General features: G+C 66.8%; 20 protein-coding genes and 1 pseudogene. 12 read left to right on the top strand and 9 right to left on the bottom strand.

Going from position 1 to position 21,453, the window contains the following annotated elements; all coding sequences use genetic code 11:
• Positions 1-167 precede the first annotated feature (167 nt).
• From hpf to kdsD, 7 genes are all read right to left on the bottom strand, one after another.
• Entirely contained in the window at positions 168-527 is a 360-nt protein-coding gene (gene hpf, locus AP428_RS11560) for a ribosome hibernation-promoting factor, HPF/YfiA family (protein ID WP_006477786.1), read from the bottom strand.
• Positions 528-685: 158 nt separating this feature from the next.
• A complete protein-coding gene (locus AP428_RS11555; protein ID WP_027810400.1) occupies positions 686-2,191 on the bottom strand; it encodes an RNA polymerase factor sigma-54 in 1,506 nt (501 codons plus the stop codon).
• Positions 2,192-2,363: 172 nt separating this feature from the next.
• Positions 2,364-3,140, bottom strand: coding sequence for an LPS export ABC transporter ATP-binding protein (gene lptB, locus AP428_RS11550; RefSeq protein WP_006477788.1), 777 nt, complete (start codon positions 3,138-3,140; stop codon positions 2,364-2,366).
• On the bottom strand, positions 3,137-3,802 hold the full coding sequence (gene lptA / locus AP428_RS11545) for a lipopolysaccharide transport periplasmic protein LptA (protein ID WP_012329239.1): 666 nt from the start codon (positions 3,800-3,802) through the stop codon (positions 3,137-3,139). The genes lptB and lptA overlap by 4 nt, the downstream gene beginning before the upstream one ends.
• Before the next feature lie 20 nt (positions 3,803-3,822).
• A complete protein-coding gene (gene lptC / locus AP428_RS11540) occupies positions 3,823-4,437 on the bottom strand; it encodes an LPS export ABC transporter periplasmic protein LptC (RefSeq protein WP_054928051.1) in 615 nt (204 codons plus the stop codon).
• 3 nt (positions 4,438-4,440) lie between these two features.
• Positions 4,441-4,977, bottom strand: coding sequence for an HAD family hydrolase (locus AP428_RS11535; protein ID WP_054928050.1), 537 nt, complete (start codon positions 4,975-4,977; stop codon positions 4,441-4,443).
• Positions 4,977-5,960, bottom strand: a complete 984-nt coding sequence (gene kdsD, locus AP428_RS11530) for an arabinose 5-phosphate isomerase KdsD (protein ID WP_011546235.1) — start codon at positions 5,958-5,960, stop codon at positions 4,977-4,979. Before kdsD ends, AP428_RS11535 begins: the two co-directional genes overlap by 1 nt.
• A 125-nt stretch (positions 5,961-6,085) precedes the next feature.
• Here kdsD and AP428_RS11525 point away from each other — a divergent pair, with 125 nt between their 5' ends.
• From AP428_RS11525 to purU, 5 genes are all read left to right on the top strand, one after another.
• Complete coding sequence (locus tag AP428_RS11525) at positions 6,086-8,092, top strand: monovalent cation:proton antiporter family protein (RefSeq protein WP_012329236.1); 2,007 nt, start codon at positions 6,086-6,088, stop codon at positions 8,090-8,092.
• 77 nt (positions 8,093-8,169) lie between these two features.
• On the top strand, positions 8,170-8,736 hold the full coding sequence (locus AP428_RS11520; protein ID WP_012329235.1) for an adenine phosphoribosyltransferase: 567 nt from the start codon (positions 8,170-8,172) through the stop codon (positions 8,734-8,736).
• Positions 8,737-8,823: 87 nt separating this feature from the next.
• Positions 8,824-9,438 carry a LysE family translocator gene (locus AP428_RS11515; RefSeq protein ID WP_011694405.1) on the top strand — a complete coding sequence of 205 codons (615 nt, stop codon included), beginning with the start codon at positions 8,824-8,826 and terminating at the stop codon, positions 9,436-9,438.
• A 5-nt stretch (positions 9,439-9,443) separates the two neighbouring features.
• A complete protein-coding gene (locus AP428_RS11510; protein WP_054928058.1) occupies positions 9,444-10,310 on the top strand; it encodes an NUDIX hydrolase family protein in 867 nt (288 codons plus the stop codon).
• Positions 10,311-10,383: 73 nt separating this feature from the next.
• Positions 10,384-11,268 carry a formyltetrahydrofolate deformylase gene (purU, locus tag AP428_RS11505; protein WP_006483149.1) on the top strand — a complete coding sequence of 295 codons (885 nt, stop codon included), beginning with the start codon at positions 10,384-10,386 and terminating at the stop codon, positions 11,266-11,268.
• A gap of 89 nt (positions 11,269-11,357) precedes the next feature.
• Here purU and AP428_RS11500 read toward each other — a convergent pair whose 3' ends face one another.
• Positions 11,358-12,440 (bottom strand): AI-2E family transporter, encoded by a 1,083-nt coding sequence (locus tag AP428_RS11500; protein ID WP_006477797.1) that lies wholly within the window; start codon positions 12,438-12,440, stop codon positions 11,358-11,360.
• Positions 12,441-12,679: 239 nt separating this feature from the next.
• On the bottom strand, positions 12,680-15,565 hold the full coding sequence (gene uvrA / locus AP428_RS11495) for an excinuclease ABC subunit UvrA (RefSeq protein ID WP_054928049.1): 2,886 nt from the start codon (positions 15,563-15,565) through the stop codon (positions 12,680-12,682).
• A 264-nt stretch (positions 15,566-15,829) separates the two neighbouring features.
• Between uvrA and AP428_RS11490 the strand changes: the two genes are divergently transcribed.
• The 7 genes and pseudogenes from AP428_RS11490 to AP428_RS11460 all read left to right on the top strand — a co-directional run.
• Positions 15,830-17,017 (top strand): MFS transporter, encoded by a 1,188-nt coding sequence (locus AP428_RS11490; protein ID WP_006477799.1) that lies wholly within the window; start codon positions 15,830-15,832, stop codon positions 17,015-17,017.
• A gap of 103 nt (positions 17,018-17,120) precedes the next feature.
• On the top strand, positions 17,121-17,675 hold the full coding sequence (locus AP428_RS11485; RefSeq protein WP_006477800.1) for a single-stranded DNA-binding protein: 555 nt from the start codon (positions 17,121-17,123) through the stop codon (positions 17,673-17,675).
• 122 nt (positions 17,676-17,797) lie between these two features.
• Positions 17,798-18,328 carry a G/U mismatch-specific DNA glycosylase gene (gene mug / locus AP428_RS11480; protein ID WP_054928048.1) on the top strand — a complete coding sequence of 177 codons (531 nt, stop codon included), beginning with the start codon at positions 17,798-17,800 and terminating at the stop codon, positions 18,326-18,328.
• Positions 18,315-18,938: a DNA-3-methyladenine glycosylase gene (locus AP428_RS11475; protein ID WP_011546226.1), complete on the top strand. Its 624-nt coding sequence runs from the start codon at positions 18,315-18,317 to the stop codon at positions 18,936-18,938. The genes mug and AP428_RS11475 overlap by 14 nt, the downstream gene beginning before the upstream one ends.
• Before the next feature lie 113 nt (positions 18,939-19,051).
• Positions 19,052-19,816, top strand: coding sequence for a ParA family protein (locus AP428_RS11470; protein WP_011546225.1), 765 nt, complete (start codon positions 19,052-19,054; stop codon positions 19,814-19,816).
• 499 nt (positions 19,817-20,315) lie between these two features.
• Positions 20,316-20,900 (top strand): TIGR01841 family phasin, encoded by a 585-nt coding sequence (gene phaP / locus AP428_RS11465; protein WP_011694404.1) that lies wholly within the window; start codon positions 20,316-20,318, stop codon positions 20,898-20,900.
• A 271-nt stretch (positions 20,901-21,171) separates the two neighbouring features.
• Positions 21,172-21,453 (top strand): annotated as a pseudogene (locus tag AP428_RS11460) (acetyl-CoA C-acetyltransferase); the annotation flags it as partial.

Genomic DNA, 21,453 nt, shown 5'->3' with positions numbered 1-21,453 from the left:
GGCAACCTGCAACGCAGCTACCGCATCCAACACCCCCCGGCGATAACCGGAACATTATAGAGCACAGCCGCGTGCGTGGCGCAGCACGGACGGACCGGTTGCACCTCCGCGTGGAGTGGCAAAAAAAACGCCCGGCGAACCGGGCGGCGTGCGTGTTGCGGTGACGGTTATTGCGGCGGCAGCTCGATCTGATCGATCGACGGCTGAAGCTTGATCGGGTCGTGCGCGTGCGTTTGCAGGCGCTCCATGTGCTTGACGACCTGGCGATCCAGCTTGTCGATCAGCAGATCGATCGCGGCGTACAGGTTGCCGTTCGCGCTTTCGACGAAGATGTCCTTGCCCTTCAGGTGCAGGTTGATTTCCGCGCGCTGCTGCTTGTCCTTTTCCTTGTGGTTGTCGACCGAGAGGATCACAGTGCCATCGATCACCTGATCGCTATGCCGTAGCACCCGGTCCAGCTTGGTGATCACGTATTCGCGAATTGCAGGCGTGACTTCGAGATGATGTCCACTGATCTTCAGGTTCATAGTGCTTCTCCAAGCGAGTGGCCACCCGGCCGCATCAAGGCGGCGCTCCGGTCGACTTGCCCGTGCCGCACGAAGCGGCGTATCGCGGACAGATCGTCCGGCCTGTTCCCCGTGTGCGCGGTGGCCGGGACACGCCTGCCGCCGGGCAGGCAGCAGGCTTAAAGAGACTTGCGCAGATTCACTGCCGGGATCTTGAGGGCTTCGCGATATTTCGCAACCGTGCGGCGCGCGACCACGAAACCCTGTTCTGCCAGCAGCTCGGCAATGCGGCTGTCCGAAAGTGGCGATTTTGGGTCTTCAGCTCCTATCAGTTGCTTGATGAGGGCTCGGATGGCGGTCGACGAGGCGGCGCCACCGGTGTCGGTCGAGACGTGAGATCCGAAGAAGTACTTAAATTCAAGCGTCCCGAACGGGGTCAGCATGTACTTCCCGGTTGTCACACGGCTGACAGTCGACTCGTGTAGGCCCAGCGTATCAGCTATTTCCCGCAAAACCAAGGGGCGCATGGCAATTTCACCGTGCGCAAAGAAATTCTTCTGACGCTCGACAATAGCCTGCGCGACACGCAGGATCGTGTCGAAACGCTGCTGGATGTTCTTGATCAACCAGCGTGCTTCCTGGAGCTGCTGCTTCAACGATCCGGCCGACGGATCGCCGCGGCTGTTGCGCAGGATGTTCGCGTACAGGTTGTTGATCCGCAGGCGCGGCACGACCTCCGGATTGAGCTCAGCGAGCCATCCCTGGCCGGCCTTCTTCACGATGATGTCGGGCACGACGTAGTCGGCCTCGGCCTTGCCGTAGGCGGCGCCGGGGAACGGCTCCAGCGAGCGGATCAGCGCGTGCGCGTCGCGCAGCGCGTCGTCGCTCGCCTTCAGGTGCTTGCGCAACCGTGTGAAGTCGCGTGCGGCGAGCAGTTCGAGATGCTGCGACACGATCTCGAGCGCGAGCGTGCGCGTGGGGGACGGATCGAGCCGCAGCAGCTGCAGCTTCAGGCATTCGGAGGCCGAGCGCGCGCCGACGCCGGCCGGGTCGAAGCTGTGCAGCAGCGCGAGCGCCGCATTCAGTTCGTCGCCGTCGATTTCCAGTTCGGGCGGCAGGTCGGCGAGCACTTCGTCGAGCGTGGCGGTCAGGTAGCCGTCGTCGTCGAGCGATTCGATCAGGAACATCACGAGCGCGCGATCGCGCGGGCCGGCCTGCGTGACGCGCAACTGCGCCGAGAGATGATCGCGCAGCGACGTCGCGGCTTCCTGCACCTGCAGCGGCGGCAGGTCGTCGTCGTCGGACGCGCCGCTCGAGCGGCCGTATTCGTCGAGATTCCACTGCGGGCCGTCGTTGCCGTCACCGGACCCGTAGCCGTCGTATTCGTCGGCGCCGGCCGGCTCGTCGCGCTCGGCGCGATCGCTGGACGTGCTGCTGCCGTTGGTCGCGGTGGGCTCGGTGTTCTGTGCGGGCGGCGTCTGCGCGATCAGCGATCCGTCCGCCGCGACGCGCAGCGGGCTGGCGATCCATTCGTCGTCGTTCTCGAGTAGTGGGTTCTGCGCGACGGCCATCGCGACTTCCTGCTGCAATTCGAGCGTCGACAACTGCAGGAGCCGGATCGACTGCTGCAGCTGAGGCGTCAGCGCAAGATGTTGCGACAGGCGGAGTTGAAGGCTGGCTTTCATGGCAAGGAGGGAGTCATACCGGCAGTTTGCCACGACCCAGGCGCATTGAGCCATCCGCGATTACGCGCGGCGCGCCGCCCGGCCGCGGGCAGGGCCGCGGGCGTGGATGCAAAGCGGGGCGCAGCCCCGCGCGGCGATGCCGGGCGGGGTGCAGCCAGCCACGAGGAGGACGTTACATGCGGAAGTGTTCGCCGAGGTACACGCGGCGCACGCTTTCGTTTTCGATGATTTCGCTCGGCGCGCCGGCGGCCAGCACCGAACCGTCGCTGATGATGTACGCGTGGTCGCAGATGCCGAGCGTTTCGCGGACGTTGTGGTCCGTGATCAGCACGCCGATGTTGCGCTGTTTCAGGAACTTGACGATCTTCTGGATCTCGAGCACCGCGATCGGATCGACGCCGGCGAACGGTTCGTCGAGCAGGATGAAGCTCGGGTTGGTCGCGAGGGCGCGCGCGATTTCGACGCGGCGCCGTTCACCGCCCGACAGCGACAGCGCGGGGTTCTCGCGCAGGTGGCCGATCTGCAGCTCGTCGAGCAGCGCTTCGGTACGCGACGAGATCGCGTCCTTCGACAGCCGCTTGCCGTCCTCGCCGTGCTGCAGTTCGAGCACCGCGCGGATGTTTTCCTCGACGGTCAGCTTGCGGAACACGGACGCTTCCTGCGGCAGGTACGACAGGCCGAGCGACGCGCGCTTGTGGATCGGCAGCAGGCTGATCGAGCTGCCGTTCAGCGAGATTTCGCCCGCGTCCGTCGGCACGAGGCCGACGATCATGTAGAACGACGTGGTCTTGCCGGCGCCGTTCGGGCCGAGCAGACCGACGACTTCGCCGCTCTTCACGTCGAGCGACACGTCCTTGACGACCGTGCGCGAGCCGTAGCGCTTCTTCAGGTTGCGGACGACGAGCGAGCTCGTGGTGCCGGCCGGCTGGCGGTTCGGGAGCGCGTTCATTGGCCCGGCGCCCCCTGGATCGTGGTCGACGGCGACAGCTTGGCCGGCGCCCCGTTCAGCGGCGCGGGGCCGCCGTTCTTCGGCGACAGCATCGCGCGCACGCGGCCGTTCGGGTTGCCCGGCGCCGCGACGTCCTTGCCGCCCTTCGCGGTGTAGAAGTCGCGCTGGCCGTCGTACGTGATCACGCTGCCGTGCACGGTATCGGCGATCGTCGACGTGCCCTGCAGGCGGCGCACGGTCGCGGCGGTGGTCAGCGTGGTGAGATCCTGCTTGCCGTCGTAGTCGATGCGCTCGGCGTCGCCGTCGATGTATTCGTCGAGGCCTTCGCGCTTCTGGCGGAACGTCGCGTGCTTCTTGCCGCTGCCGAACGACGTCGCGTACTGATAGCCTTCCGGGTCCTGGCGCACTTCGACGCGATCGCCCTTGATGATGATCGTGCCCTTCGTGATCACGACGTTGCCGGTCGCGACCGTCACCTGCTTCAGATCGTCATAGGTCAGGTTGTCGGCCTCGACGTTGATCGGCTTGTTCTGGTCGGCCTTCTCGGCATGGGCGAGCGGCGCCAGCCCGACGAGCGGGAGCGCCACGAGCGTCGCGGCGAGCGCGGCGCGGACGGCGCGCGCAGCGCCGCCGGAAATCTGTCGAGGGAACGGTTCGTTCATGCAGTCACGTGAGGGATGCGTCACTTGGGTTGACCTTTCGAGCCGCCGGACGTGTCCGCCGCGGCGATCGTGCCGCGCACGTTGCCGTAAAGCTCGATGACCCGGGTGACGTTGTTGTACTTCATGCCGTCGGTCGCGTTGACGAGCGACAGGCCGCGCTGAAGTTTAACCGGCTTTTCGGTCTGGATCACATCGTCATTGACGAAGATCCGGAAATGCTGGGAATCGGCCTGCATCTGCGGATCGCCGCCGCCGGCCGCGCGCAGGATGCGCGCATCGTCGTACAAATCGACGATCGACACGTCGCCGTTGACGGTGCCGCGCTTCGCGGTGGTCGTCACGACCGGCTTGCCGGGCTGGAACGCGCGCATGGCCGGATCGGTCAGGTCGCTGCCTTCGGTGTCTTCGTAATGGACCAGCTTCGCGGCCGTCAGCCGGTACTGGGTCGTGCCGGTCTGGTCGAGCTCGGTGACCGAGAAGTTGTCCGCGAAATAGTCGGGCGTGTGGCGCTTCGGCTGCGCGATGCCCTCGCCGGGCGGCGGCAGCGTGGCCTGCAGCAGCCACCACGTGATGCCTGCGAGCGCGGCGACCGCGGCGAGCGGCAGCATCTGGGTCCAGCGGAAATGCGTGCTCATCGGTCAGGCTCCGCAGGCGGCGGCGAGCAGCGCGTCGTAGCGGCGCTGCGCGCGCAGGATCGCATCGCAGACCTCGCGCACGGCGCCGTGGCCGCCGCGGGCCTCGGCGACCCAGTGCGCGCGGGCGATCACCTCGGGGTGCGCGTTCGCGGGGGCCGTCGCGAAGCCGCAGCGCAGCATCACCGGCAGGTCGGGCCAGTCGTCGCCCATGTAGCCGCAGGCGTCGGCCGTCAGGCCGAGCGACGCGATCAGCTCGCCGAACACGGTGAGCTTGTTTTCGACGCCCTGGAACAGGTGCGCGATCTTCATTTCCTTCGCGCGGGCCGCGACGATCTCCGAGCGGCGGCCCGTGATGATCGCGGTCGCGATGCCGGCTTCGCCGAGCAGCTTCACGCCGTGGCCGTCGAGCGAATTGAACGACTTCATCGCGTCGCCGGCCGCGGTAAACAGCAGTCCGCCGTCGGTCAGCACGCCGTCGACGTCGAAAATCATCAGCTTCACGCGGCTCGCGCGTTCGGCCGCAGTCAGCGCTGCGCTCATCAGATCACCTTCTTCGAAAACAGGTCGTGCATGTTCAGCGCGCCGATCAGCGCGCCGTCGGCATCGACGACCAGCATCTGGTTGATCCGGTGGCGCTCCATCAGTTCCACGGCCTCGACCGCCAGGTGGTCCGGCGCGATCGTGCGCGGGTCGCGCGTCATGACTTCGGTGATCGGCAGCGTGCGGAAGTCGCCGTCGCGGGCGAGCACGCGGCGCAGGTCGCCGTCGGTGAAGATGCCGGCGACCTTGCCGTCGGCGTCGACGACGGCCGTCATGCCGAGGCGCTTCGCGGTGATCTGGAACAGCGCGTCCGACAGCGTCGCATTCAGCCCGACGGACGGGACGTCGTCGCCCGAGCGCATCACGTCGCGCACGTAGGTGAGCAGGCGCCGGCCGAGCGCGCCGCCCGGATGCGAGCGCGCGAAATCTTCCGAGCCGAAGCCGCGCGCGTCGAGCACGGCGACGGCGAGCGCGTCGCCGAGCGCGAGCGCGGCAGTCGTGCTCGCGGTGGGCGCGAGGTTCAGCGGGCACGCTTCCTTCGACACCGCGGCGTTCAGGTTCACGTCGGCGAGCGTGCCGAGGCTCGAGCCCGCACGGCCCGTGATCGCGATCAGCTTCGCGCCGATCCGCTTCACGAGCGGGAGGATCGCGACGAGTTCTTCCGATTCGCCGGAATAGGAGATGCCGATGAAGACGTCGTCGGAGGTGACCATCCCGAGGTCGCCGTGGCTGGCCTCGGCAGGGTGGACGAAGAAGGCCGGCGTACCGGTGCTGGCCAGCGTGGCTGCGATCTTGCGGGCGATATGCCCCGATTTGCCGATCCCGGAGACCACGACGCGGCCGCGGCAGCCGAGCAGCAGCGCCACGGCCTGGACGAAGCCGCCGTCGAGCTGGTCGCTCAGCGCGCGCACGGCGTCCGCCTCGATGTCGAGCACGTCGCGGGCGAGCGCGAGCGCCCGATCATCATTGATTTTCGCTATCATGCGCGGAGTATAGCAAAGGCGTTTGTTCGCCGCGCCGGCCTTCGGACTCGTCCGAAGCAGCCTGTCCACCGCCACCACCCCGCGCCCGCATTGCCGTGGCCCCGACGAACGAGGACGCTTCGCCTGTGATTTCCCCGCTCGAAATGACCCTGCTGCTGCTGCTGGCCTCAGTGGTGGGCGTCGTCGTATTCCGCTCGTTGAACCTGCCGCCGATGCTCGGCTACCTGACCGTCGGCATCCTGGTCGGCCCGCACGCATTCGGCGTCGCGGCGGATCTCGAACGGGCCGAGCACCTCGCGGAATTCGGCGTGGTGTTCCTGATGTTTTCGATCGGCCTCGAATTCTCGCTGGCGAAGCTGAGGTCGATGCAGCGGCTCGTGTTCGGGCTCGGCCTCTTGCAGGTCGTCGCGACCCTCGTGCTCGCGCTCGTGCTCGGCGCGCTGTTCGAGCACTGGGTGCACATCACGTGGCAGGGCAGCATCGCGCTCGGCGGCGCGCTCGCGATGTCGTCGACGGCGATCGTGTCGAAGATGCTCGCCGAGCGGCTCGAGATCGAGACCGAGCACGGCCGCAACATCTTCGGCGTGCTGCTGTTCCAGGATCTCGCGGTGGTGCCGCTCTTGATCGTGATCGCCGCGTTCGGCGCGGAATCGTCGAAGGATCTCGCGCTCACGCTCGGCTTCGCGGCGGTCAAGATCGTGATCGCGCTCGCGCTGCTGCTCGTCATCGGCCAGCGCTTCATGACGCGCTGGCTCAACGTCGTCGCGCGGCGCCGCTCGCAGGAGCTGTTCGTGCTGAACCTGCTGCTCGTCACGCTCGGCGCCGCGTTCATCACCGACCGCTTCGGCCTGTCGCTCGCGCTCGGCGCGTTCATCGCCGGGATGCTCATTTCCGAGACGCCGTTCCGCCATCAGGTGGAAGAGGACATCAAGCCGTTCCGCGACGTGCTGCTCGGCCTGTTCTTCGTGACGACGGGGATGCTGCTCGATCCGCGCGTGATCTGGGAGCATCCGTTGATCGTGCTCGGCTTCTTCGTCGGGCAGATCCTGTTCAAGGCGACGATGATCGCCGGGCTCGCGCGGCTGTTCGGCGCGACGCCGGGCGTCGCGATGCGCACCGGCATCGGCCTCGCGCAGGCCGGCGAATTCGGCTTCGTGCTGCTGAACCTGATCCTCGACCGGCATCTCGTCGATTCGACGCTGCTGCAGGCGATCCTCGCGTCGATGCTGCTGTCGATGCTCGCCGCGCCGTTCCTGATCCAGAATGCCGACCGCATCGTGATGCGGCTGTCGTCGACGGAATGGATGCAGCAGTCGCTGCAGATGACGCGGATCGCGACGCAAAGCCTCAAGCAGCGCGGCCACGTGATCATCTGCGGCTACGGCCGCGCGGGCCAGAACCTCGCGCGCATGCTCGAACAGGAAGGTATTTCGTACGTCGCGCTCGACCTCGATCCCGATCGCGTGAGTGCTGCGGCGACCGCCGGCGAATCGGTCGTGTTCGGCGACGCGGCGCGCCGCGAGTCGCTGCTCGCGGCCGGTATCCACCGGGCGGCGGCCGTCGCGATCACCTACGCGAACACGCCGTCCGCGCTGCGCGTGCTGCATCACGTGCACGAGCTCGAGCCGACGCTGCCCGCGATCGTGCGCACCGTCGACGATGCCGATCTCGAGAAGCTGCTCGCGGCCGGCGCGACCGAAGTGATTCCGGAGATCGTCGAGGGCAGCCTGATGCTCGCGTCGCACACGCTGGTGCTGGTCGGCGTGCCGATGCGCAAGGTCGTGCGGCGCGTCGAGGAGATGCGCGACGAGCGCTACAGCCTGCTGCGCGGCTATTTCCGCGGCGCGGACGATGCGGACGACGACGATCACGAGCAGGTGCGGCTACAATCGGTGCCGGTCGACGCGCGCGCGGACGCGGTCGGGCGTTCGCTGGAAGAACTCGGGCTGTACGCGCTCGGGCTGGAAGTCACGGCGATCCGCCGGCACGGCATCCGCGGCGTCGAACCCGATCCGCAGACCAAGCTGCGCGCGAGCGACATCGTGGTGCTGCGCGGGCTGCCCGAGGCGCTCGCGCTCGCGGAGGAGCGGTTGTCGCGCCATCGGCGCGATCCGCCGGCCGCGGCTGCGTGAGCCGCGATTCACAACCCGACCCGTATTGATCAGAAACGGTGCCCGATCTTCGCGCACCGTTTTTTTCGGAGAGTTTCATGCCGCATTCGTCGCCGGGCGCACCGCTCGATCCGGTCGCCTTCATCCACAGCCAGATCCGCACGGTGCCCGACTGGCCGCAGCCCGGCGTGCAGTTCCGCGACATTACGACGCTGCTGCAGAGCCCGAAGGCGCTGCGCATCCTCGTCGACCTGTTCGTCGAACGCTATGTCGACGCGAAGCTCGACTACGTCGCGGGGCTCGACGCGCGCGGCTTCATCATCGCGCCGATCGTCGCGTACGAGCTGAGCGTCGGCTTCGTGCCGATCCGCAAGGTCGGCAAGCTGCCGTACAAGACGCGTTCGGAGTCGTACGACCTCGAATACGGCAGCGCGACGGTCGAGATCCACGAAGATGCGTGCAAGCCCGGCGACCGCGTGATCATCATGGACGATCTGATCGCGACCGGCGGCACGATGATGGCGGGGCGCAATCTGCTGCAGCGGCTCGGCGCGGAGGTCGTCGAAGGCGCGGCGATCATCGACCTGCCCGATCTCGGCGGCTCGACGCTGCTGCGCAACGCCGGACTGCCGGTCTATACCGTTACCGAATTCGCCGGCCACTGAACGCCGGTCCGTCGGGGTTTGCCGCCCCGGCTGGCCTCGGTTCACGCTTGGTTCACCGCTTGGTTCACCTTCCGCAGCGAGGTCACGATGCCCAACTTCATGCTGTTTCTCGCCACGTCGGTCGCGATCACGTTCGCGCCGGGTCCCGACAACCTGCAGGTGCTCGCCCGCGGCATCTCGCAGGGCCGCGCGGCCGGCTTCGTCGCCGCGCTCGGCTTCACGGCGGGAATCCTGTTCCACACGACGCTCGCGGCGCTCGGCGTGGCGGCCGTGCTGCGTTCGTCGCCGGTCGCGTTCCAGATCCTGAAGCTCGCGGGCGCCGCGTACCTCGTGTGGATCGGCATCAAGGCGCTGCGCAGCCAGGGTCTCGCGAACGCGCATGCGCGGCCGCCGCAGCCGCTCGGCACGATCTTCCGGCAGAGCGTGATCGGCAACCTGATGAACCCGAAGGTCACGCTGTTCTTCGTCGTGTTCCTGCCGCAGTTCGTCGATCCGCACGGCGCGCAGAGCGTGACGCTGCAGATGTTCGAGCTCGGCGCGCTGTTCATGCTGCAGACGGCCGCGGTCTTCTCGCTGTTCGGCGTCGGCGCGGGCATGATCGGCACGTGGCTGAAGCGGCGCCCGAAGGCCGGCGTGTGGCTCGACCGGATCGCGGGCGCCACGTTCATCGCGATCGGCATCCGCGTCGCACTGAAGGATTGATGACGATGACGTTTCCGTGCATCGCGGCCGCGCGCCGCTTCGATCCGGCCGCGCACCTGCGTTTCGAGATCGCCGGCCAGGCGGTCGGCTGGGTGCGCCGCCAGGACGTCGCGAAGCTCGCGCGCTGGCCCGACGTGTTCGAGCTGACCGGCGAGCGCGTCGTGCTGTCGGCGCGCTACGATTCGGTCGATGCGCGCAGCATGGCGTTGGCCAGCGCGATCGGCGCGCTCGCGGCCGAGGGCGCGATTCCCGGCTGGCGCGACGAGATCTACGCGATCCGCAACCGCTTCGACGATCCGCCGCTCGCGTATATCGAGCGCGCCGCGTCGCGCTTCTTCGGCACGCAGACCTATGCGGTGCACGTGAACGGCATCGTAGAATATGCGGTTACGCCGGGCGAGCCGCCCGTCGCGACCGCGCCGAAGATGTGGCTCGGCCGCCGCAGCGCGACCAAGGCGACCGACCCCGGCATGCTCGACAACGTCGTCGCGGGCGGGATCGGCTGGGGGCTGGGCGTTCACGAGACGCTCGCGAAGGAATGCTGGGAAGAAGCCGGCATTCCGGCCGACCTGGCGGCGCGCGCGATCGCGGGCCGCACGGTGCAGGTACTGAACTCGCTGCCGGAAGGCACGCAGTCCGAACTGATCTTCGTGTACGACCTGCCGCTGCCGCACGATTTCGCGCCGCGCAACCAGGATGGCGAAGTGGCCGAGCACCTGCTGGCCGGCGTGCCCGAGGTGATCGGCTGGCTGCGCGAAGGCCGCGCGACGATGGATGCGAGCCTCGCGACGCTCGACACGCTGCTGCGTCACCGCTGGATCGCGGCGGCCGACGCGGCCGGCATCGACGCGCTGTTCGTGCCGGCTGCATGACGTGCACTGCGACGCGCGCCGCGCGGCGCGAACGGGCAATTTGACGAATACGGAAACAATGGGAGTAGCGGTCATGCCGACCGATCACAGCTTTATCTTGAAACTGTCGTGCCCTGACCGGCACGGCATCGTCCATGCGGTCTCGGGCTTCCTGTTCGAGCGCAGCAACAACATCCTCGATTCCGCGCAGTTCGGCGACAGCCGCACCAGCGAGTTCTTCATGCGCGTGCACTTCGAACAGGACGGCGGCGGCGTGGATGCCGCGTCGGCGCTCGACACGCTTCGCAAGGAGTTCGCGCCGCTCGCCGAACAGTTCTCGATGCGCTGGGAGTTGCACGATGCGGCCGTGAAGCCGCGCGTCGTGATCATGGTGTCGAAGATCGGCCACTGCCTGAACGATCTGCTGTTCCGCTATCGCACCGGCCAGCTGCCGATCGAGATTCCGGCGATCGTGTCGAACCACAAGGAGTTCTACCAGCTTGCCGCGAGCTACAACATTCCGTTCCATCACTTTCCGCTGATCGGCGGCTCGTCCGATGCCGCGAAGGCCGCGCAGGAAGCACGCGTGCTGGAAGTGATCGACGAGCACCAGGCCGATCTCGTCGTGCTCGCGCGCTACATGCAGATCCTGTCGCCGAACATGTGCGAGCAGCTCGCCGGGCGCGCGATCAACATCCACCATTCGTTCCTGCCGAGCTTCAAGGGCGCGAAGCCGTACTACCAGGCCTTCGACCGCGGCGTGAAGCTGATCGGCGCGACCGCGCACTACGTGACGACCGATCTCGACGAAGGCCCGATCATCGAGCAGGAAGTCGAGCGCGTCGACCACAGCATGACGCCCGACCAGCTGACCGCGATCGGCCGCGACGTCGAGTGCGTGACGCTCGCGCGGGCGGTGAAGTGGCACGTCGAGCACCGGATCGTGCTGAACGGGACGAAGACGGTCGTGTTCCGCTGATCCGTCGGCCCCCAACGGCCGGCTCCACAAGCGAAAACGCCGCGCCCTTCACGGGGCGCGGCGTTTTTGTTTGCCGGTGGCGGGCGGCTTCAGATCAGCCGCAGCAGGTACAACTCGCGTTTCAGGTACGCATAGAAGATCGGCGCGGCGATCACGCCCGGCAGCCCGAACGCGGCTTCCATGATCAGCATCGCGAGCAGCAGCTCCCACGCGCGCGACTCGATCTGGCCGCCGATGATCTTCGCGTTCAGGAAGTATTCGAGCTTGTGGATGACCACGAGGAACGCGAGCGACGCGATCGCGGTGCCCATGCTGACCGACAGCGACACCGCGACGATCAGCGTGTTCGAGATCAGGTTGCCGATCACCGGCAGCAGGCCGACGATGAACGTGACCAGCACGAGCGTTTTCGACAGCGGCAGCCGTTGATGGAAGATCGGCAGCGCGACGAGCAGGTAGATGCCGGTGAATGCCGCGTTGATCGCCGAGATCTTGATCTGCGCGAACACGATGCGGCGGAACGCGTCGGCGAAGCGCGACACGCGCGTGACGAGCGCGGTCGACAGCGGTCGGCGCACCTTGCCCTGCTCGACGCCGATCGCGATCATCGCGCCGATGATCATCCCGAACAGCACGTGGCCGAAGCCGCGCGCGACGCTCTTGCCGCTTTGCTGGAGCTGGTCCATGTGCGAGTGCATCAGCACGGCCGCCTTCGTCTTCATCTGTTCGACGTCGACGGGCAGCAGGTTGGCGATCCAGGCCGGCGTGCGGGCGCGGGTCTGCTCGACGATCTGCATCAACTGGCCGAGCAGGCTCTGCAGGTTCGGCACCGTGTGTTCGAAATGCTCGATGATGGCGAGCGTCAGGCCGGTGAGCGCGCCGACGATCGCGATCGACAGCAGCACGACGGCGACCCAGCGCGCGCGCATGCTGGTGGTATGGCGTTCGATCACGGGCGCGATCGTGTGGATCAACTGGTAGACCAGCAGGCCGGCCAGCATCCCGCCGAGCAGCTTGAGCTCGAGGACGAGCCACATCATGACGAGCGCGAAGAGATAGCTGCCGATCTCGAGTGCCGACAGCTTCGGCAGGCTCAAGTCGCTCGTCAGCCGCACGCTGCGCAGGTGCGGCTCGCGGTTCTGCGTGTCGCGCGACTCTTGTTGCTTCTCCATCGTGGATTCCTGTCGTCCGTATGTCGTGCCGCGCCGCGCGCGGTAGCGCGCGGGTCGCCCGGCGCCGCACCGGATTGGTGCGGATGGCGAACCTTACGACCGTAAAGTATAGCTGCCATTATGGTCCGCAAACGGGCCGTTTGGCGCGTGGTGTAAACGCAGAAGGGAAAACGAGGGGGCGCGGCGGCTACGACGAGCGCGCGGCCGGGCGGCCGCGCGCGGGCAGGGTGGAACGGGCGTCAGCCGGCCGCGACTTTGCGGGTCGGACGCTTGAGCAGCGGTGCGAGGTACTTGCCGGTGAAGCTCGCCTTCGTCTTCGCGACCTGCTCGGGCGTGCCCTGCGCGATGATCTGGCCACCGCCGGCGCCGCCTTCGGGGCCGAGGTCGATCACCCAGTCGGCCGTCTTGATCACGTCGAGGTTGTGCTCGATGATCACGACCGTGTTGCCCTGGTCGCGCAGCCGGTGGATCACTTCCAGCAGCAGCGCGATGTCGTGGAAGTGCAGGCCGGTGGTCGGCTCGTCGAGGATGTACAGCGTGCGGCCGGTGTCGCGCTTGGACAGCTCCAGCGACAGCTTCACGCGCTGCGCCTCGCCGCCCGACAGCGTCGTGGCCGACTGGCCGAGGCGGATGTAGCCGAGGCCGACGTCGAGCAGCGTCTTCAGCTTGCGCGCGATGACCGGCACCGCGCTGAAGAACTCGTACGCATGCTCGACCGTCATGTCGAGCACTTCGCTGATGTTCTTGCCCTTGTAGTGCACTTCGAGCGTTTCGCGGTTGTAGCGCTTGCCGTGGCACACGTCGCACGGCACGTAGACGTCCGGCAAAAAGTGCATCTCGACCTTCAGCACGCCGTCGCCCTGGCACGATTCGCAACGGCCGCCCTTCACGTTGAACGAGAAGCGGCCCGGATCGTAGCCGCGCTCCTTCGACGTCGGCACGCCCGAGAACAGCTCGCGGATCGGCGTGAACAGGCCCGTGTACGTGGCCGGGTTCGAGCGCGGCGTGCGGCCGATCGGCGACTGGTCGACGTTGATCACCTTGTCGAAGTGCTCGAGGCCCTCGATCGCCTCGTGCGGCGCCGGTTCGGCCGCCGAGCCGTACAGGTGGCGCGCGACCGCGTGATACAGCGTGTCGTTGATCAGCGTCGACTTGCCGGAGCCGGACACGCCGGTGATGCAGGTCAGGAGGCCGACCGGCAGTTCGAGATCGACGTGCTTCAGGTTGTTGCCGTGCGCGTCGACGATGCGCAGCATCCGCTCCGGATCGGGCGCGAGCCGCTCGTCCGGGTACTCGATCACGCGCTTGCCGAGCAGGTACTGGCCGGTCAGCGACTGCGGGTTCGACTGCACCTGCTTCGGCGTGCCTTCGGCGACCACGACGCCGCCGTGCTCGCCCGCGCCGGGGCCCATGTCGACCACGTAGTCGGCCGTGCGGATCATGTCCTCGTCGTGCTCGACGACGATCACCGAGTTACCGAGGTCGCGCAGGTGCTTGAGCGTCGCGATCAGGCGGTCGTTGTCGCGCTGGTGCAGGCCGATCGACGGCTCGTCGAGCACGTACATCACGCCCGTGAGCCCCGAGCCGATCTGCGACGCGAGCCGGATGCGCTGCGCCTCGCCACCCGACAGGGTTTCCGCGCTGCGCTCGAGCGACAGGTAGTCGAGGCCGACGTTGTTCAGGAACGTCAGGCGCGCGACGATTTCCTTGATCACCTTGTCGGCGATCTCGCGCTTCGCGCCTTCGAGCGTCAGCCCGTCGAAATAGCCGAGCGCGTCGCGCAGCGGCCAGCCGCTGATCTCATAGATGCCGCGCGCGTGGTCGCCGGTGCCGATCCGCACGTGGCGCGCTTCGCGGCGCAGGCGCGTGCCGTCGCACGACGGGCACGGCTGGTTGTTCTGGTACTTCGACAGCTCTTCGCGCACCGCGACCGAATCGGTCTCGCGGTAGCGGCGCTCGAGGTTCGGGATGATCCCTTCGAATACGTGCTCGCGGATCGTCGTGCGGCCGCGCTCGTTGATGTACGAGAACGGGATCGTCTGCTTGCCCGAGCCGAACAGCAGCACCTTGCGGATTTTTTCGGGCAGATCCTCGAATGCGGCGTCGATGTCGAATTCGTAGAACGCCGCGAGGCTCTGCAGCATCTGGAAGTAGAACTGGTTGCGGCGGTCCCAGCCCTTCACCGCGCCGGCGGCAAGCGACAGCGACGGGTGCGCGACGACCCGCTTCGGGTCGAAGAACGTGATCTGGCCGAGGCCGTCGCATTCCGGGCACGCGCCCATCGGGTTGTTGAACGAGAACAGGCGCGGCTCGAGCTCCTGCAGCGAGTACGAGCAGATCGGGCACGCGAACTTCGAGCTGAACAGGTGCTCGCGATCGGTATCCATCTCGAGCGCGATCGCGCGGCCGTCGGCGAGGCGCAGCGCGGTTTCGAACGATTCGGCGAGCCGCTGCTTCATGTCCGGGCGCACCTTCAGGCGATCGACGACGACGTCGATCGTGTGCTTGTCGTTCTTCTTCAGCTTCGGCAGCGACTCGACCTCGTAGATCTTCGCGGCGCCTTCGTTCGCGGCGCCGCCGCCCGAGCGCACGCGAAAGCGCACGAAGCCCTGCGCCTGCATGTCCTCGAACAGCTCGGCATGCTCGCCCTTGCGATCCGCGACGACGGGCGCGAGGATCATCAGCTTGGTCTCCTCGGGCAGCGCGAGCGCTGCGTCGACCATCTGCGACACGCTCTGCGCCTCGAGCGGGATGTCGTGATCGGGACAGTACGGCGTGCCGACCCGTGCGTACAAAAGTCGCAGGTAGTCGTGGATTTCCGTGACCGTGCCGACGGTCGAACGCGGGTTGTGGGACGTGGCCTTCTGCTCGATCGAGATCGCCGGCGACAGCCCCTCGATCAGGTCGACGTCGGGCTTCTCCATCAGCTGCAGGAACTGGCGGGCGTACGCGGACAGGCTTTCCACGTAGCGGCGCTGGCCTTCGGCATAAAGGGTGTCGAACGCGAGCGACGACTTGCCCGACCCGGACAACCCGGTAATCACGACCAGCTTGTGGCGCGGCAGGTCGAGATTGACGTTTTTCAGGTTGTGGGTGCGTGCCCCACGGATACGGATCTGTTCCATGAACCTGGCGAAAATGGAGGGAACCAAACCTGCTACTATAACGGCTTTTCGAGACCGTCGTTTACGGCCCCCAGCCTTTACAGCAGGTGGCAGCAAGGCGACACCTGCGCCGGGGAAAGCGGTCGCGCCGCACGGTTCCGGGCGGCCCGCAGGCCGTCTGCATCCGGCCCCGACGTGTCGTCCGAAAGGCCGCCAGGCCGCCGGTCCTGATCTTCCGCCGCCCGCTGCCGGGCGGACATTCCGATCATTCGAAATTCATTCCCGATGTCCAATCCGTCTGCCACGTCTTCCCGCATGACTGCGCCCGAACTGCGCGCGACCACGTCGCTCGCGGCGATCTTCGCGTTGCGCATGCTCGGCCTGTTCATGATCATGCCGGTGTTCTCGGTCTATGCGAAAACCATCCCGGGCGGCGACAACGTGCTGCTCGTCGGGATCGCGCTCGGGGCCTACGGCGTCACGCAGTCGCTGTTCTATATCTTCTACGGCTGGGCGTCCGACAAGTTCGGCCGCAAGCCGGTGATCGCCACGGGCCTCGTGATCTTCGCGCTCGGCAGCTTCGTCGCCGCGTTCGCGCACGACATCACGTGGATCATCGTCGGCCGCGTGATCCAGGGAATGGGCGCCGTGTCGTCGGCGGTGCTCGCGTTCATCGCCGACCTGACCTCCGAGCAGAACCGCACGAAGGCGATGGCGATGGTCGGCGGCTCGATCGGCGTGTCGTTCGCGGTCGCGATCGTCGGTGCGCCGATCGTGTTCCACTGGGTCGGGATGAGCGGGCTGTTCACGATCGTCGGCGTGCTGTCGATCCTCGCGATCGGCGTCGTGCTGTGGATCGTGCCCGACGCGGCGAAGCCCGTGCACGTGCGCGCGCCGTTCGCCGAGGTGCTGCACAACGTCGAACTGCTGCGCCTGAACTTCGGCGTGCTGGTGCTGCACGCGACGCAGACGGCGCTGTTCCTGGTCGTGCCGCGCCTCTTGGTCGACGGCGGGCTGCCGGTCGCCGCGCACTGGAAGGTCTACCTGCCGGTGATGGGGCTCGCGTTCGTGATGATGGTGCCGGCGATCATCGTCGCGGAAAAACGGGGCAAGATGAAGCCGGTGCTGCTCGGCGGCATTCTGGCTATCCTGATCGGCCAATTGTTGCTCGGCAGCGCACCGCATACCATTCTGATTGTGGCGGCGATCCTGTTCGTGTACTTCCTCGGGTTCAACATCCTGGAAGCGTCACAGCCGTCGCTCGTGTCGAAGCTCGCGCCGGGTTCGCGCAAGGGCGCGGCCACGGGCGTCTACAACACCACGCAGTCGATCGGGCTCGCGCTCGGCGGCATCGTGGGCGGCTGGCTGCTGAAGCACGGCGGCGCGAACACGGTCTTTTATACGTGTTCGGGGCTCGTTGCTGCCTGGCTTATAATCGCGGCCAGCATGAAAGCGCCGCCGCGCAAGGCCTGAACCTTTTATTTCGGGCAGGCATCGGCAGCGCGCCGGCTTGCCCCGGCGGGCCCCTGCGGCGATACACGCGGGCGGCCCCGCATCGAATTTACTGGAGAAACACATGGCATCCGTCAACAAGGTCATCCTCGTCGGCAACCTCGGCGCCGATCCTGAAGTCCGTTACCTGCCGAGCGGCGACGCGGTTGCGAACATCCGTCTCGCGACGACCGATCGCTACAAGGACAAGGCAAGCGGCGATTTCAAGGAAATGACCGAGTGGCATCGCGTCGCGTTCTTCGGCCGTCTGGCGGAGATCGTCAGCGAATACCTGAAGAAGGGTTCGTCGGTCTATATCGAAGGCCGCATCCGCACGCGCAAGTGGCAGGGTCAGGACGGCCAGGATCGTTACTCGACCGAAATCGTCGCCGAACAGATGCAGATGCTCGGTGGCCGCGGCGGTTCGGGCGGCGGCGGTGGCGGCGGTGACGAAGGCGGTTATGGCGGCGGCTACGGTGGTGGCGGTGGCGGTCGCGGCGAGCAGGCGGAGCGCGGCGGTGGTGGCGGCGGCCGTGCCAGCGGCGCGGCACGTGGCGGTGCGGGTGGCGGCGGCCAGAGCCGTCCGAGCGCACCGGCAGGCGGCGGCTTCGACGAGATGGACGACGATATTCCGTTCTGATCGCCAGTCGGCATCCTGCATCACGATGGGCCCGAACGTCCGAGCCAAGCCAGTCGCTTGGCCCGGGTTTTCGGGCCTCGTTTCGTTTACGTGGTTCCTGCACGCCGCACCCTGGATGAACCGTGGCTGACGCACTCCCCGACCTCATCGCGCCCCATCTCGACGTCCTGTTCTGCGGGATCAATCCCGGCCTGATCGCGGCCGCGACCGGTCATCACTTCGCGGGGAGAAACAACCGCTTCTGGCGCGTGATCCATCTCGCGGGCTTCACGCCGACGGAAATTTCGCCGCGGGACGATCGCGAGATTCTCCGTTACGGCTGCGGGCTGACGGCCGTGGTGCCGCGGCCGACCGCCAGTGCCGATCAGCTGTCGCGCGCGGAATTCGTGGCCGCGGCCGCCGGGTTCGAGCAGAAGGTCGCGCATCATGCGCCGCGCTTCGTCGCGTTTCTCGGCAAGGCGGCGTATGCGGCGCTGTCGGGGCAACGGGAAGCCGCGTGGGGATTGCAGCCGTCCCCTATCCAGCAGGCGCGGGTGTGGGTGCTCCCCAACCCCAGCGGCAGAAACCTTGCGTTCGGGCTCGACGATCTGGTCGATGCGTATCATGAGCTTCATCTCGCCGCGATGAAGGACCGGCACGATGCGACGCAGTAAGACGGCGGCGCCGTGGCCGGGCACCATCGTGCCGCGCGCGTTCTTCAACCGCATGGCCACCGAGGTGGCGCCGCAACTCCTGAACAAGATCCTCGCGGCAGCGGACGGCCGCGCCGGGCGCATCGTCGAAGTGGAAGCGTATGCGGGCGCGCTCGATCCGGCGGCGCACACCTATCGCGGCAAGACGCCGCGCAACGCGACGATGTTCGGGCCGCCCGGGCACTTCTACGTGTATTTCACGTACGGCATGCACTGGTGCTGCAACTGCGTGTGCGGCCCGGACGGCGCGGGAACGGGCGTGCTGATCCGTGCGCTGGAGCCGCTGCACGGGCTCGAGCAGATGCGCGCGGCGCGGCCGCCGCGCACGCGCGATCGCGACCTGTGCCGCGGCCCGGCTCGATTGACGCAGGCGATGGGGATCGGCGGCGCGCAGGATGGCGTCGACCTAGTCGGCGCGCGCGACGGGTTCGCGATCGTCGACGACGGGATGGCGCCACCCGCCGATCTGGCGGGCGGGCCGCGCATCGGCATTCGCGTCGGTCAGGATCTGCCGTGGCGGTGGAGCGTGCCCGGCAATCGATACGTATCGGGCGCGGTGCCGCGCATCTGACGCGTGCCGCGCCCAAGTCACATGCCCGTCGCGCCCGATTCGACCTGCGTCACGCGGTCGCCATTATTGATCGGCTAAGCTGGCCGTTTCGACGTTTCGATCGAGGGGACACCATGCGGCGGGTCGTATTCAACCAGAAGGGCGGCGTGGGCAAGTCGACGATCGTCTGCAACCTGGCGGCGATCAGCGCGAGCGAAGGATTGCGCACGCTCGTCATCGATCTCGATGCGCAGGCGAACTCGACGCGCTACCTGCTCGGCGACGCGGCGGCCGACGCGCAACCGGGCGTCGCCGGTTTCTTCGAAACCGCGCTGACCTTCAACTTCCGTCCGGTCGACGTCGCGTCGTTCATCCACGCGACCCCGTTCGAGGAGCTCGACGTGATGCCCGCGCATCCGGATCTCGATACGCTGCACGGCAAGCTCGAATCGCGCTACAAGATCTACAAGTTGCGCGACGCGCTGAACGAACTCGACATGTACGACGCCGTGTACATCGACACGCCGCCCGCGCTGAATTTCTATACGCGCTCGGCGCTGATCGCGGTCGAGCGCTGCCTGATCCCGTTCGACTGCGACGATTTCTCGCGGCGCGCGCTGTACACGTTGCTCGAGAACGTGAAGGAAATCCAGCAGGACCACAACGCGGCGCTCGAGGTGGAAGGGATCGTCATCAACCAGTTCCAGCCGCGCGCGAGCCTGCCGCAGCGGCTGGTCGACGAGCTCGTCGACGAAGGGCTGCCGGTGCTCGCGTCGCGGTTGTCCGCGTCGGTGAAGATCCGCGAATCACATCAGCAGTCGACGCCGGTGATCCATCTCGAGCCGACGCACAAGCTCGCGCAGGAGTTTCGCGCGCTGCATCGCGAACTGGCCGGTTGAGCCCGCGCCTGACCGGATCGACCAAGGCCGCTTCGAGCGGCCTTTTTTATCGCGACTCGTCATTCCTCCGATTATTGAATTCGTCATTTATAATCCGGAAAACGATTTCATAATAAATTCAGAAAAACGATTACATGGACTGCGGCTCCATTTTCAATGAAGGCCAGTTTTCTAATAAACAGAATAATGAATTGGTAAATATTGCGCGATGTCACGATGCGCTATGCTGCAAAAAGGTAAAAAGGCATTGCGGGTCGGACGCTCGGGTTGGTCATTCGCGATATCGGCGTGCAGCGGGCCTCGGCGGTCGCCGTATAGGGTAATAAGGGTTTATACCTATCATTAATGCCACTTAATTGACAATTAATCGCTCTAGAATGGTTTCCTTCAACTTCCCGTGCCCAAACAGGTAGCGGGTTGCCAATAAGGAAGCGACTGTCGATCAAGCTTCCACTTTTCTTTACGTTTGTCTCTCGCATTGTTAACAGGAGCGTGCCCGATGTCCGTATTTGCCCCCGAAAAACTCGCCGCCGATTATCAATCCGGTATCGCCGCCTGGTTCGCGATCGCCCGTCCGGCGATCCACGGCTTCGAGGCCGTCGTCGAACTCAACCTGCAAGCGGCCCGGACGGCGCTCGAGGAATACGAGGACAAGCTGAAGAACGCGTTCAACGCCAACAACCCGGCCGCGGGTTTCGCGCAACAGGTCGCCGCGCCGCAGGAAGCGGCCGGCAAGGCCGTGTCGTATGGGCGCCATTTGTTCGACATCGCGGTGTCGACGCAGTCCGAATGGGCGAAGGTCGCGCAGGCGCAGTACGAACAGAACGACAAGCGCCTGAAGGACGTGCTCGGCGAACTGTCGAAGCACGCGCCGGCCGGCTCGGCGCCGGTGGTGGCCGCGCTGAATTCGGCGCTGTCCGCGGCGAGCGCCGCGGCCGACTCCGTGCGTGCGGCGACGGGCCAGGCGATCGAAGCGGCGCAGAGCGGCTTCGATGCGGTCAGCGAAACGGCCACGCGCGGCGCCAAGCAGACGGCGGCCGCCGCCCGCAAGGACGCAGCGGCTGCGCGCGAATCGGCTGCGTAATCGCGCAAATGCGCGCATGAAGGCGCGCGTGAATGCGTGTCGCGCGTCGGCGCGACACGATTGATCGGCGCCGGACGGCGCCGGCGCCGCGTGTGCCACGCGGGGGCCGGCAAGCGTCCGGTGCGCCGCAAGACGTCCGTGCGCGGTGCCCGTGCAGCGGTGTGCCGTGCCGCCGGTGCGAACAGGCGCCACCCGTCAAGACCGCGGCGTGCGACCCCGACCCCGACCGCGATTGCGCCGGTTGGCGCGGCGCGTGCCATCGTCACGTGTGATCGCCTCGTGCCGGCGTCACGACGACAAACTGATTTCGATGCAGGGATTGAACATGACGGATGTAGTGATCGTATCGGCCGCGCGGACCGCGGTCGGCAAATTCGGCGGCTCGCTCGCGAAGATTGCGGCGCCCGAACTGGGCGCGACGGTGATCCGCGCGGTGCTGGAGCGTGCGGGCGTGAAGCCCGAGCAGGTCAGCGAAGTGATCATGGGCCAGGTGCTGACGGCCGGCTCCGGGCAGAACCCGGCGCGGCAGTCGCTGATCAAGGCGGGGCTGCCC

The sequence above is a fragment of the Burkholderia sp. E168m22 genome (genome assembly GCF_001319805.1).
GTDB lineage: Bacteria > Pseudomonadota > Gammaproteobacteria > Burkholderiales > Burkholderiaceae > Burkholderia > Burkholderia orbicola.
This window is presented reverse-complemented; position numbering and strand designations above follow the sequence as displayed.